Origin of the sequence: Micromonospora sp. NPDC005197 (genome assembly GCF_040608295.1) — a bacterium.
Lineage (GTDB): Bacteria > Actinomycetota > Actinomycetes > Mycobacteriales > Micromonosporaceae > Micromonospora.
The window spans coordinates 1-12,975 of record NZ_JBEXHY010000003.1; the positions used below are offsets into that span (position 1 = coordinate 1).

The following is a 12,975-nucleotide window of genomic DNA, read 5'->3' on the forward strand; positions in this document are numbered from 1 at the left end:
GGGGTGAGTTTTCTTTGGCGGCCGGGCGGCGGCGCGGGGGGCGGGTTGGTGGTGGGGTGGGGGGACCGCGCGCCGGCGGGGGCGGGCCGGGCCCGCCGCCGACGACCGGTCAGATCTTGGCGACCTGGTTGAAGTTGAGCTCCACCGGGGTCTCCCGGCCGAAGATCGACACCAGCACCTTGAGCTTCTGCTGGTCGGCGTTGATCTCGCTGATCGTGGCCGGCAGCGACGCGAACGCGCCGTCGGTGACGGTGACCGAGTCGCCGACCTCGAAGTCGAGGACCTTGATCTCCGGCTTGGCCTTCTTCTGCTCGGTCTCGACGGCCGGCGCCAGCCACTTCAGCACCTCGTCGAGGGAGAGCGGCGCCGGCCGGTCGGCCCGGTCGGTCGCGCCCACGAAGCCGGTCACGCCCGGGGTGTTGCGGACACACGAGTAGGACTCGGCGGTCAGCTCCATCCGGACGAGGATGTAGCCCGGGAAGACCTTGGCCTGGATCTGCGAACGCTTACCGTTCTTGACCTCGATCTCTTCCCGGGTCGGCACCTCGACCTGGTAGATGAAGTCCTCCATGTCGAGGCTCGTGATCCGGGTCTCGAGGTTGGTCTTCACCTTGTTCTCGTAACCGGCGTACGAGTGCACCACGTACCAGTCACCCGGGGCGTAGCGCAGCTTCTGCCGCAGCTCGGCGACCGGGTCGTACTCCTCGTCCGGCGCAGGCTCGGTGGTGGGGAACTCCGGCTCGCTGGCGGCCTCAACCGACTCGTCACCAGCCGCCGTCGCGACCGTGGACTGCTCGTCCACCGGTCCGGCGGTCTCGTCGTACTCAGGCACGCTCGCTCACTTCCGTCACTATCGGCTGGAGACAGCCGGTCAGTCCGAGTTGCCGAAGACGAACAACACGACCTTGGCGAAGCCGTAGTCCAGCACGCCCACGATCGTCAGCATCACCGCGACGAACGTGACCACCACGGCGGTGTACGTCAGCAACTCCTTGCGGGTCGGCCAGATGACCTTACGCAGTTCGGCAACGACCTCGCGGAAAAACCGGGCGATGCGGCCGAACACGCCCACCCGACCGGTTTCCGACCGCGTGGTCGGCCGGCTGTCCGCCGATTCAGCCCGGGCGCGGGACCGCGTCGCGGTGCCTCCCCGGGAGACCGGCTCGTCCGCGCCGGAGGCGTCGTCGTCGGCTACGTCGTCGACGATCTCGTCGTCCAGACGATCGTCGCCGGCGTCCTCGCCGCGCCGCTTGTTGTCGGCCACTTCGCCCTCCGTCGCGGAATCTCGGGTCGCACGCCGGGCGGCGTGCGCGGCGCTGGTCACGCCGGCCGGGCCAAACCGTCCCGCGACGGGCCGCGGCCGGTGGATCAACCGGGGGCCCCGAATGCCTCGGAACCACCCCGCCGATGCCACCACCACGGGCCGGACGCCGCCTTGTCGGCGGCGCGACCCACGGGAACGGTCAGGCCTGAGGCGCAGGGGTGACAGGACTTGAACCTGCAGCCTGCGGTTTTGGAGACCGCTGCTCTGCCAATTGAGCTACACCCCTGTGCGGCAACACTCGCCCCACGCGGTCACAGACGACCGTGCAGGGGTCACTTGCCCCACGGCGGACCAGTGTACGGGTAGGCACCCGACTTTCCCAACCGGTCTCCCCGCCACGCGTGGCGGACCCGATTCAGCGCGCGGTCCGGATGGTCGCCCGGGCCTGTGAGAGCACCTTCTCCCCCAGGCAGGTCGCGGTCACATCGAGCCGGGTGAGGCCGTCCTCGGTCACCTCACGGACCCGCGCGGTCACCTCGATCTCGGTCCCCTGGTCGTCGTCCGGGACCACCACCGGCCGGGTGAACCGCACCCCGTACTCGATGACCGCGTCGGGCGCCCCGGCCCACTCGGCGACCGCCCGACCGACCAGGGCCATCGTGAACATGCCGTGCGCGATCACCCCGGGCAGCCCCACCTTCGTGGCGACCCGGTCGCTCCAGTGGATCGGGTTGAAGTCACCCGAGGCGCCGGCGTAGCGGACCAGGTCCGCCCGGGTCACCCGGAACGTCTTGGCTGGCAACTCCATCTCAGCCCTCCCCACGGATCACGTACCGGGCCCAGACGGAGACCACCGGTTCCCCGGCGACGGTGCTCACGTCGGTGCGGGTGGTCAGGAAGCCGTGCCCGCCCCGGCTGCTGACGTCCTCGATGGTGTTGGTGCAGACCAGCTCGTCACCCGCGACCACCGGCCGGATGTACGCGAACCGCTGATCGCCGTGCACCAGCCGGCTGTAGTCCACACCCAGGGCCGGGTCCTCGATGATCTGGCGGCTCGCCGCCATGGTGACGACCACCGGGAAGGTCGGCGGGGCGACCACGTCCGGGTGGCCCAGCGCCTGCGCCGCCACCGGGTCGTGGTGAGCCGCGTCGGTGGCGCCGATGGCCGTGGCGAACTCACGGATCTTTTCTCGGCCCACCTGGTAGGGGGCGGTCGGCGGATACGTCCGTCCGACGAAGGAAGGGTCCAGAGACATGCCGCGAACCTACACGGGAAGCACAATCGCCGATCTGGTCGGCAGGCAGCGGCTGAGCCGCGCCGTACCGGTCAGATCGGCGATTGGGAAGGCTTCGTCAATGGCCGGCGTGTGCCGGCCAGAGATCAGCGGGTCTCGCGGTGAACCGTGTGCCGGCCGTCGCGCGGGCAGAACTTCTTCAGCTCGATGCGGTCGGGGTCGTTCCGGCGGTTCTTGCGCGTGATGTAGTTGCGCTCCTTGCACTCCACACACGCCAAAGTGATCTTCGGCCGGACATCGGTAGCCTTCGCCACGGCGGAGTGCCTTCCTCGCTAACGGAAACAACTACGACGCGTCAGCCTAGACGCTGACTGCGCGGACATGCAAAGTGGGCGCCAGTGGCGCCCATCTCCACGACCACCGGGAACGAGCCCGGAAGACGAGAGTAGCGGTGGCCGGACTTGAACCGGCGACACAGCGATTATGAGCCGCTTGCTCTGCCATCTGAGCTACACCGCCGCGGTGGGTCCAGCTGAACCCTCGAGCCCCCTTACGGAATCGAACCGTAGACCTTCTCCTTACCATGGAGACGCTCTGCCGACTGAGCTAAGGGGGCCTGCGCGATCTCCCCGTGGGGCGCGCAGAAGTAAGAGTACACGGCCCGGCTCGACAGGTGAAATCGGATCCCTGGTGATCGTCTACGCCCAGCTCAGGGCACGACACGCAGCCGCGGAAGCTCCCCACCGGAGATCGTTTCGGGGTCGACCTGAGCGCCGAACCAGGCCGCCAACCGCTCGTACGGCAGCGGTCGACTGAACAGGAAGCCCTGGCCGATCTCGCACCCGATGTCCTGAAGGAGCTCCAGGGTCAGCTCACTCTCCACACCCTCGGCGACCACGGCCAGGCCGAACTGCTGGGAGAGCGTCACCACCGCGTTGACGATCGCCAGGTCCCCCGGATCGGTCGCCATGCCCTGCACGAAGGACCGGTCCACCTTCACCTCGTGCACCGGCAGCCGGCGCAGGTGGGCGAGCGAGGAGTCACCGGTGCCGAAGTCGTCCACCGACAGCCGGACGCCGAGATCGCGGAGCCTGCGCAGCGTCGGGATCGGCCGGTCCGTGCCGTCCAGGACCCCCGACTCGGTGATCTCCAGGGTGAGGCGCTGCGCCGGCACCCCGTACTCGGTCAACAGCTCCTGCACCCGGTCCGGGAAGTGCTGGTCGGTGAGCGTACGGGCGGCGAGGTTCACCGCGATGGGCAGCGGCTGGTTGGCCTCGGCCCAGTCCCGGCTGCGCCGCAGACCCTCGCGGAGCACCACCTCGGTGAGCCGACTCAACTGGCCGGTGTGCGCGGCAACCGCCACGAAGTCCTCGGGAGCGACGGTGCCGTGCGTCGGGTGCTCCCACCGGGCCAGACACTCGACACCGAGCAGACGCCGGTCCCGCAAGGTCACCTTGGGCTGGAAGTAGACCTCCAGCTCGTTCTGGTCCAACGCCTGACGCAGGTCACCGGCGAGACCCAGCCGGCGCAACGACCGGGATTCCAGGCCCGGGTTGAACAACTGCACGCTGCCGGGCACCGATTTGGCGGCGTTCGCCGCCAGATCGACGCGGAGCAGCAGGGTCGCGGCATCGCTGCCATGATCCGGGTGTACGACGACCCCGACGGCGGTGTTCACGTCCAGGGTGAGCGCGTCGAAGACCATCTCGTCGCGGATCTGGTCGCGCAGCTGTTCGGCCAACTCCAGCGCGGCGTCGGCGTTCTCCAGACGCAGGGTCACCAGGAACTCGTCCCCACCGACGCGACCCACCAGGGCCGACGACGGCGCGCTGGCCCGCAGCCGGTTGGCGACCTCGACGAGCACCTTGTCCCCGGCGGCGTGGCCGAGGGACTCGTTGACCTGGCGCAATCCGTCGACGTCGAAGAGCAGCAACGCCACCACCTCACCCGGCGCGCCAACCTTGACCGACTCGTCCAGCGCTGCGGTGATGCGCCGCCGGTTGGGCAGCCGCGTCAGGGTGTCGTGGTAGGCGTCGTGCCGCAGGCGGTCGACAAGTCGCGAATTTTCGAGCGCCACAGAGGCGTGGGCGGCCACCGTCTCGAATACCGAGATATCGCGTTGGGTGAAGTACAGCGGGTCGGCGAGCCGGTTGGTGACCTCGAGTGTCCCAATCACCACACCACCTGAGCGGAGCGGAACGACCACTGTGTCCTTGACCCCCCGCTCGGCGAGGCTGGCCCTGAACTCGGGATCACTTGTCACGCCACGGCCGACAGTCACCGGGCGAGCGGTCTCCAACACCTTCTCCCGCAACGCCGACGGGGTCAGGGACAGATCCAGCAGGCCAGAATCCTCGACTCGCGCGGTGAGCAGAATCTCGGGGTGACGGCCCTGTGCGGGCAGCCAGAGGGTGGCGTACTCGGCCTGCATCAGCGCGCGCACCCGGCCGAGCAGGGCGTCGACGAGGGTGCCGTCCTGGCCGCTGGCCGCGACCGCCATGCTCAGCTCGTACATGTCGGTGAGCGTGCGGTGCTGGCGAAAGAACTGGGTGTACGAGCGGTAGACCAGAGCGAGCCCGGCCGCCAGCGCGGCCAGGGGCACCAACGACCACCAGGACGCCTTGATCAGGATCAGGACGACCAGACCGGCGGCGACGTTGATGCCTGCGGTCAGGAGCAGTGACGGCGCCGCGCGGAGGGCTTCCCGGCCGGCCTGCCAGCCCTGCAACAGGGTGTGCACCGACATGACGGCGGTGAGACTCACCAGGAACACCACGCTGATCGCGCAGCAGAGACTCACCCACGTCGTCGGGCCGACACCCGACCTCGGCGGCAACGCCTGGAGGACGAGAGTGGCGAGCGACGTCCCGGCGGCGGCCCGCGCCACGTTGAACCACACCTTGGGCGCCGTGATCCGGTGTCGCAGTTGGGTGACCAGGGACGCGAGCGTGTAGATGACGACGACCGTCAGCGGCGGCAGGAAGTAGAGCGCCAAGACGAGCGGCAACTCGGTAAGCGTCATGGCCACCGACTGCCGGCGGGCGACCAGCACCAGCAGCGGCAGACCCGCGGCGATCATCGCCGCGAGAAGGAGCGCTGCCCAGTGCCAGTCGCCGAACGGCCGGTCGGAGACCAGACCGGTGAGGGTTGCGCAGGCGACAGCCAGAAGGATCAGCGGAGCGGTGATGATCCAGGCGTCTTCCGACGACCTGCGCCTCGACTGGTCCCGCGCGATCATTCCGCTCCCTGGCGGTGTGGCGTGTCCCTTGACAAGCGGTGGCCCGTCGGACAGGGGTCGTCAGACCCAGACGACGTCCGTGAGGTGCAAATCGGCGGGTACACCGTGGTTGGCGATGACCATGGTGGCGACGGCGGCAAGGATGAGGAGCGAGCCATACAGCCGGCCCAACCTACGACCAGACATAAGATTGCTCCTGTCGGAAGGTCTCGTGGGGTAGTGGAGGTTCCACGATCGTGCCACAGCACGGGCAACCAGAGAAGTGGTGGCCGCCCGACTGGCACCACCGTCTGTTACTTCCCGCCGTTCGGCCCACCGCCCTCGTCGCACTGGGCCAGATCACGAGCTTGCGAGACAGTTCACCGCTGCGCGCAGTGCTGAAAACGACCTTCAACGCAATCCGGGTCCACCTATAAGCACTCGACACATCCGGTTCGAACGTTACGCTCAGTAACATCAGTCTGCGTGACCCGAACGCGCGCCTTAAGTCCGGCCATCGACCACCATACCGGCTCCGCGCCATCTCGCCAGTACCTCGTCGGGTTCATTTCACATGGACGACGCCTCCTGCCGCCGCTCGACCATTAACAGCATAGATGCAGCTCACCTACGCAATCCCATCGACCCCCAAAGATGCAAGTTGCGTGCGCCATCAGGCGTACGGGCGCTCAAGCCGGCGTGGCGGTGTCCTACCGCGGCAGTCGGAACGGGGCCCACATTTCGGCCTCCGGCACCTCGTGGGCCGTGAAGTACCCGCCTTGTTCCAGTGGGCCCAGGATGGAGAGGCCCCTCGACGTAGCTGCGTGGCGGGACCCGTCGCCATGGCGATGGGGAGCACGTCCGGCAGTTGGGCCCAACCCTGTGGCAGCCGAGCAGGAGCAGAGCCTCCTTTGGGGCACCCCGGGTGCTCTACCCGGAGATGCACCTTGGGCATGGTGAGCCAACCAATGTGCTGGCCCGGGCAACCCCAACCCCAGCAGCCCGAGCCGGTTCGTCAGCAACATCGCAGCCACGACGCCGGTCGGCGGCGAGGCACCAGGAGGGTGACACGAGCCCTGTGCAGAGCCGGTCGTGCACATCAAGAGACAACGGCCTTCGGTTGCAGGCCGATCCGGGCCGGCATCCGTCAGGAAATCGCCTCCGGTTCCCGGAGCACGAGCATCCGCAGCAGACCTCACAGCGACATGATCAACATACCCACAACCAGTCGGTAACGGCTGGACGCGGCCGGACAAACGACAACGGCCCCCGATCAGCATCTCTGCTGGTCAGGGGCCGTGTCTGCACCTGGTGGCGGGTAGAGGATTCGAACCTCTGTAGCTTTCGCGACGGATTTACAGGGCGTCTACGGTTCTGCAGCACCCCTCACCTTGACCTGGTGGCTAATGCCGCTGGCCAGCCGCCCGACGCTATGCCGCCCACGATCTGCCCAAGCCCAGGGCCGAAGCCCCGGACGACACGTTAGAGATCTTCAGTCAGCCCGCTGTTGACTGGGTTTACTGCCAACTGATCACCCCCACTTGTGGATCGATCCCGTCTCGGCTGCGGCGCACTCAACCGTGCCACTTCATCGTCTAGAACCACGGAGAAGGGATTAGTCAATCCCATCACTTTCTTCCGCAGAGCATCTTGTTTGATGAGCCAATGATTTAGCCTGTCCGGATCAATTCCGAGCAACTCAACAATGAGCTGCTCAATCTGCCCGACCCGACGCGGCTGCAGTTCGCTAGTCACCGGCAGCAGGTGACCTAGGGTATGCGCCAGGAAGTTGCGTTGCGATGGCAGCAAACTGGAAATGTCGATCACCGCTACCGTGTCGACGAAACTGGCAATGGTCGAAGCGTATAGACGGTAACGCCTAGCTTGCTCAGCAATCGGATCACCAGTAGTCACTTCATCACTTGAGGTGCTCGCGACGGCAAGGCCGATGCCTGCAGCCAATGCCAGGGCGACCAAGCCGTCCCAGTCACTGCGCGCGTCAGCAACGGACCGTAGCAGTTCGAGCGAACCCTCAATCTCGCCCTGCACAAGCAGCTGCATCGCACAACAAATGGGATACAGGTCTTTATCAATTCTATGACTTTCGAGCCGCTGCCCGAGTTCTCGGAGGTCGATGCGCATCGAGAAGCTCGCACCATCGGCCGCCTGAGCGAGGGTTCCGTCAGAAGCGCCGCGCTGGAAACCCAACAAGTACAGATCCCACGTTCGCTCCGAGTCAAGCGGCAATCGGTGGGTCCCGATCCACAAATTGCTCCAGATCCCGTCGGCGGTGACTTCGCCAGGATACATCTTGAGAAACCGTTCCATTTCTTCCCAGGCTTTCGGCAGTCGACCGACTCCCACCGCCACGAGAGCACTCAATTGGGCGGCTCTGCGGTCGCCCCTACCTCGGGCTATCCACTTCTCAGCGTTCGCAAAGTCGCCAACAGCGGCGTATTTCATGGCCACTGACAAGCCATCTTCATCACTACGGCGGAATTTGTCTACGCGCGTGACCCTTGTCAAAAGAAGGAAGTAGACCAGCACGGCATCGGCGTAGACCAAAGCTTGGCGCGTCAGAATATTCGGCCAGTCACCGTAAACTGCCTGCGCCACTTTCTGCGGAAGGAGTTCCAAGGGAACAGACCGCAGGGCCTCCATGTCGAATTCGATTCGACCGCGGCTCACCTCTGTGGAGACGGCGATAGCTATTACAAGCAGGCAGATAACGTCGCCTGCGGTTGCCAATAGGAAGCCTATGTAAGGACGGCCGGGGCGGATGCGAAAGGTAGCGTAGTAACCGTCCGCCGAGAAGAGTATCGACAGATGACGGAGCATCAGAATGACAAGGAAGAGGAGTAGCCACACCCGCACCGGCGTGGAATCCTCCAAATTCCAGCCTAATCCAATGAATGCAATCACGGCAGCCAGCAGCATCGCTGAATCAAGGTGGTTGTATTGATTTAGCCTAGTCCGCTGATTTATTTCCTCAACAGTGTCGCCCTTGGCAGAGGACGCCACGACGGCGGCGAACGGCCACCAGGCAGCCGATCGCACAATTCCAAGGAACACCAGGACTGCCTCGCGCATGGCAGCGATCCTTGATCGACTGGCCCTTCGCCAGTAATCCTGCACCTCAGCACGGCGCATCGACTCGGAAGTGCGAAATTTTCGCCCGACCGTGAAGTAAAGAGCCAGCGCGACGCCCCCTACGGCTAGATAGAGGCCAAGCAGCACGTAGAGAACTATTGTCTGCAACAAGCCCATCGGCCACCCACTCATCGAACGACGGCCATAACACATCAACCTTAGCGACTCAGCGCAAGCACGAGGCAACAGCCTCTACGACGTGCAACGCGAACAAGAGGGCGTAATTCTTTCATCTTTTAGGCGACGCGACACCCCGAGTGGTCATCATCCGAGCGCATCGCCGATCTTCTCGTTGATGGTGTCGTCGCCGCCGTCGATGCAGTTGGCGTAGACACGGAGCAGGACGGCGACGCCGTGGCCCAGGCGCCGGGCGACCTCGGTCGGCGGGACGCCAGCATTCAGCCAGAGCGAGGCCGCCGCGTGCCGCAGGTCGTAGGGACGGCGGACGAGCGGCGAGGCGACCTGCGATTCCGTCAGCGCCTTCTCGCGGGCGAGCTTCCACCACCGGTCGTAGACCGACTCGGAGAGCGGCCCGCCGTGCAAGCCCCGGAAGAACCGGCCGTCTGGGCCGACCCCGTAATTCTCGACGTGCGCGCACAGCAGCTCGACGAGCCGGGGCGGGATCGGGACCGTACGAGTCTCCGCCCTCCCCCGGTGCTTGAGTCCACGCCGCTCGTGCGAACCGCCGTCATCGGTCCAGTGCGACCCGGCGCGCGGCAAAGTGCCGGCGAGCACCAGGCGACCCCAGCGATGTTCGATCTTCTCGTGAACGCAGGACTTGGAAGGCTTGACCGCCGCCAGATCGTCGAAGTCGGCCCCGCAGTCGGCGCACCGGCCGGCAAGGTCGCAGTCCTCTCGCCGGAGGTCCGCGGCTTCCGAGGGACGCATCCCCGCGTAGTAGAGGCAGCCGAAGAACGCGGTGACCTTGTCGGCCCGTTTGCCGAGAGATTTCACCGCCTCCAGCAGCGTGGCGACCTGGGCTGGGTTCGCCACCACCCGCCGGTCGATGGATTGCGCCACCTCGGGGGCGGTCCACTGGACCCGGTCGACCGGATTGGAAGCGATCAGCTCCAGCTCGACGGCGTACCCGAGCACGTTGTAGAAGGTGGCCCGCTTGCGCTGGACGGTGGAGGCAGCCGCGGGCCTGCCGTCGAGGCGTACGCACAGGCTGTCGAGGACGCGGCGGACCATCGCGGGCGAGTCGAGTTCGACTACCGGCAGGGACGCGGTTTCCAGCCAGGCGAGCGCCGCCGCGTGGTCGGGCGGGATCTCCTCGGACCAACGGCGCGGGTTGAGGCCGTAGAGGTACAGCGCCTCACGAAGCAGGGCGTCAGTCGGTCGGCCCCGCTTGGTCGGCCGGGTCAGGGTCACCGTGATCGAGGTCAGCGCTTCGACAATCGAGCGCCGAGTCTTGGCCGCCGCGCGAGGCCACTTCATTTCGACGTACGCGCGGCTGTGCGCGTACCAGGTAGTGGGGTTCTTGGTTCTGGCCTCGGAGACCGGGCGGCCGGTGGCCCGGTCGAAGGGCTCCCCCGCGTTGGCCGCCTGGACCAGCTCGGCGCGGAACGAGTGCGCCAGGGCCTTGGTACGGAACATGTCCTCGAAGCGCTGGCCGCTCACCGCCCAACGGACCCGCCACGGCCGCGCCTTCCGGTCAGCGCGCTTACCGATCTCCCAGATTTGGACCTCGTAGCTCTTCATGCGGCGTCCTGCTCCAGGTCGCCGAGCCACCGACCGAGCGCCGACCGGCGGACGCGAAGCTGCCCGTTCGGGAGCTTGATCACCCGTGGTCCCTTGCCGGTCTGCCGCCAGTAGAACCAGGTCGAACGCGGTACGCGCAGTTCGGCGAGCACTTCCGGCACGGTCAACAACTCCTCGGTCACTGCGTCTCCTCCCCGTCATGCTGTTCGCTGTGCTGAGTTGCCGAAAGATCTGCCGACCCCTGCGCGGCCCGGTCCTTGGCGGCGAGCAGTTCAGACCGCCAGCGGGCGCGTTCGCTGATCGACCGCATGAGCCGGTGGGTCATCGGGCCGACGTCGGGATCGTCGGGTCGGGCGAGTTCCCAGGCGTGCCGGACCCGTTCGGTGGTGTCGCCCTGGTCGTCGACGAGCTGCGTGCCGTCGGTGGTGACGCCGAGCAGCGCCCGCACCCAGGCCCGCGCATCGTGCTTGTGGTCGGCGAGGGTCTTGCCGGACCAGTCGCGGGAGATGAGGATGCGCCGGCCGCCGATGCCGAGGGTGTCGCGCTGGTGGACCTTGCCCTTGCAGCGGCCGGGCTTGAGTTTGGCGTGCGCCTTTTTCGGCTGGACGCCGTAGAGCAGCCAGTTGGCGCACCGGTCGGTGCAGGGCGTGAGCTGGAGTTGCTGCCAGAGCCGGTCGAGGTGCTTGCGTTGCTGGTCGGTGGTTGCCTTGTGGCAGTCGCCGGTGTGCTTGGTGATGTATTTCGTGACGTACCGGATGGTGCGCTCGGCGTCCTCGGTGCCGGGCATGACGCCGCGGGCGTCGACTTGGGCGCCGAAGCGGACGACGTGCACGGGTTCGGCGTCTGGGTCGTCGTCGATGGTGTCGAGGGCTTCCGTCCAGGTGGTCAGGGGCTCGCGGGTGTCGGGGTCGACCCATGCCGCTGCCTGTTCGTCCCAGATCGGGAGCCGGTCGAGGGTGTACCGCTGCACGTCGACCGAGGGCCACCACACCTGGTGATAGGTAGCCGCCGCGACGGTGCGCAGCACGTCGCGAGGGATGGTGCCCCGGATGGCGAAGTGCGCGTGTGGGGCGAGGCGGCGTTGCGGCTCGACGCAGCCGGCGTACTGGACGTTCCAGCCCTCGCAGCGTCGGAGGTTCTGCCAGAACCAGTCGAGAAGTCGAGGGAAGTGGACGGCGTCCCAGGCGGCGCGGCGGTAGTCGTACCTGGCCGGGTTGACCGGGGTGCCGTCGGGGCGGACCGGGCCGTACGAGTCGAGGGTGAGCGTGAGCCACATCGACGGTTGGTAGGTGGAGCCGTCCGGGGCGGTGTAGGTCTTGCCGACGGTGCGGCGCTCAACTTTGCGCCGGGGCAGTTCGGGGGCGTCCTGGCGCCGTTTGGTGGAGCGCTTGCGCCGTGGACCGGGCTCGTCGTCCTGGTCCTCGTCGTTGGTGACGTGAGGTGGCCCGACGCGCCCGCGCAGGCCCTCAGTGGCGATGGCTTCCTCAACCTCACGGATCGCCTCGTCGAGGTCGGTCACCTGGTCCCACTGCGCGCCGCGTACGGCCTCGTCGCGGGAGAACTCCAGGTGCGCGCGGAACAGGATCAGGGACTTCTGCGCCTCGGCGGCGGGTTCCGGGCCGGGTAGCGGTTCGTCGTCGCGGTGCCAGCCCTCGCGGATCTGGGCTTGCCGTAGCCGGCGGTTCTTCTTGGCGCAGGGCGGGCACTTGTCCTCGCGGGTCGCGCCGCAGGGCAGGTCGATGACCTCGGTCAGGCCGGTGTCGAGGTCGGTGCGGCGCATGGCGAGCGGACGGACGCAGACTCCGTACTCGATGGCGATGTCCTTGAGCACGTCGATCGAGCGGGGCAGCGCCATGCGGGCCGCCCGCGACCCCGGCCGAGGAACGGCAGCCGGGGCCGGGGCGACAGGGGCGAGGCCGGGCAGGGTCGGCGGGGCGACCGCCGTACCAGTCATGCGGCACCTCCGGCCGAGACGCCGAGGTCCGGACCTGGGATGCTCTGCCGGTGATGTGGAGAGGCTGGGCCTACCAGTTCGAGGAGGTTCCCTGGCCGGAGATCGCGGTTCGGTTCCACGACTTCGCCGAGCAGCATCCTGACTTCGAACACATGGCCGCGATCGTGGACAGCGTCCTTGCCTGCGACGGAGCCTCGCGGCTGGCTGGCCTCACCTCCATGCATGACCTGGTGGTCGCTGCCCGCCCGGTACCAGAGGACCCGCCGGTCGAGGTAGTCATCGTGCGGTCGCCGTCGTCCGGACTGATTGGCCCCGGCGCCGTTCTTATCGAGCACCGGAGCACGTCCGGGCGAGACGACGTGATCGCTCGCCCCAGCGAGGAAGCAATACCGCTGTTTTGGCGATTCATGATCGAAAAGTTCGGCGTTGCGCCGGTGCGGTGAGACAACGCCTG

The 12,975-nt window shown here is 67.0% G+C and carries 11 protein-coding genes and 3 tRNA genes; 1 reads left to right on the forward strand and 13 read right to left on the reverse strand.

Annotation, left to right across the window (positions count from 1 at the left end):
- Positions 1–109: 109 nt before the first annotated feature.
- The 13 genes from nusG to ABZU46_RS02050 form a co-directional block, all read right to left on the reverse strand.
- Positions 110–832 (reverse strand): transcription termination/antitermination protein NusG, encoded by a 723-nt coding sequence (gene nusG, locus ABZU46_RS01990; protein WP_354854322.1) that lies wholly within the window; start codon positions 830–832, stop codon positions 110–112.
- A 39-nt stretch (positions 833–871) separates the two neighbouring features.
- Entirely contained in the window at positions 872–1,264 is a 393-nt protein-coding gene (gene secE, locus ABZU46_RS01995) for a preprotein translocase subunit SecE (RefSeq protein ID WP_234583446.1), read from the reverse strand.
- A 213-nt stretch (positions 1,265–1,477) separates the two neighbouring features.
- Positions 1,478–1,550 (reverse strand) — tRNA-Trp (locus ABZU46_RS02000).
- A gap of 129 nt (positions 1,551–1,679) precedes the next feature.
- Positions 1,680–2,072 (reverse strand): MaoC family dehydratase, encoded by a 393-nt coding sequence (locus ABZU46_RS02005; RefSeq protein WP_354854324.1) that lies wholly within the window; start codon positions 2,070–2,072, stop codon positions 1,680–1,682.
- Position 2,073: 1 nt separating this feature from the next.
- Positions 2,074–2,520: a MaoC family dehydratase N-terminal domain-containing protein gene (locus tag ABZU46_RS02010; RefSeq protein WP_354854326.1), complete on the reverse strand. Its 447-nt coding sequence runs from the start codon at positions 2,518–2,520 to the stop codon at positions 2,074–2,076.
- Positions 2,521–2,645: 125 nt separating this feature from the next.
- Positions 2,646–2,813, reverse strand: coding sequence for a 50S ribosomal protein L33 (rpmG, locus tag ABZU46_RS02015; protein ID WP_007073056.1), 168 nt, complete (start codon positions 2,811–2,813; stop codon positions 2,646–2,648).
- A gap of 132 nt (positions 2,814–2,945) precedes the next feature.
- Positions 2,946–3,018 (reverse strand) — tRNA-Met (locus ABZU46_RS02020).
- Positions 3,019–3,042: 24 nt separating this feature from the next.
- Positions 3,043–3,115, reverse strand: a tRNA-Thr gene (locus tag ABZU46_RS02025).
- 93 nt (positions 3,116–3,208) lie between these two features.
- Positions 3,209–5,737: a bifunctional diguanylate cyclase/phosphodiesterase gene (locus ABZU46_RS02030; RefSeq protein WP_354854328.1), complete on the reverse strand. Its 2,529-nt coding sequence runs from the start codon at positions 5,735–5,737 to the stop codon at positions 3,209–3,211.
- 1,461 nt (positions 5,738–7,198) lie between these two features.
- Entirely contained in the window at positions 7,199–8,953 is a 1,755-nt protein-coding gene (locus tag ABZU46_RS02035; RefSeq protein ID WP_354854330.1) for a hypothetical protein, read from the reverse strand.
- Positions 8,954–9,130: 177 nt separating this feature from the next.
- Positions 9,131–10,567, reverse strand: coding sequence for a site-specific integrase (locus tag ABZU46_RS02040; RefSeq protein ID WP_354854331.1), 1,437 nt, complete (start codon positions 10,565–10,567; stop codon positions 9,131–9,133).
- On the reverse strand, positions 10,564–10,749 hold the full coding sequence (locus ABZU46_RS02045; RefSeq protein ID WP_141911181.1) for a helix-turn-helix domain-containing protein: 186 nt from the start codon (positions 10,747–10,749) through the stop codon (positions 10,564–10,566). Before ABZU46_RS02045 ends, ABZU46_RS02040 begins: the two co-directional genes overlap by 4 nt.
- Positions 10,746–12,521, reverse strand: a complete 1,776-nt coding sequence (locus ABZU46_RS02050; RefSeq protein ID WP_354854333.1) for a replication initiator — start codon at positions 12,519–12,521, stop codon at positions 10,746–10,748. Before ABZU46_RS02050 ends, ABZU46_RS02045 begins: the two co-directional genes overlap by 4 nt.
- A gap of 50 nt (positions 12,522–12,571) precedes the next feature.
- On the opposite strand from ABZU46_RS02050, the gene ABZU46_RS02055 reads away from it, so the two are divergent.
- A complete protein-coding gene (locus ABZU46_RS02055) occupies positions 12,572–12,964 on the forward strand; it encodes a hypothetical protein (protein ID WP_354854334.1) in 393 nt (130 codons plus the stop codon).
- Positions 12,965–12,975 lie beyond the last annotated feature (11 nt).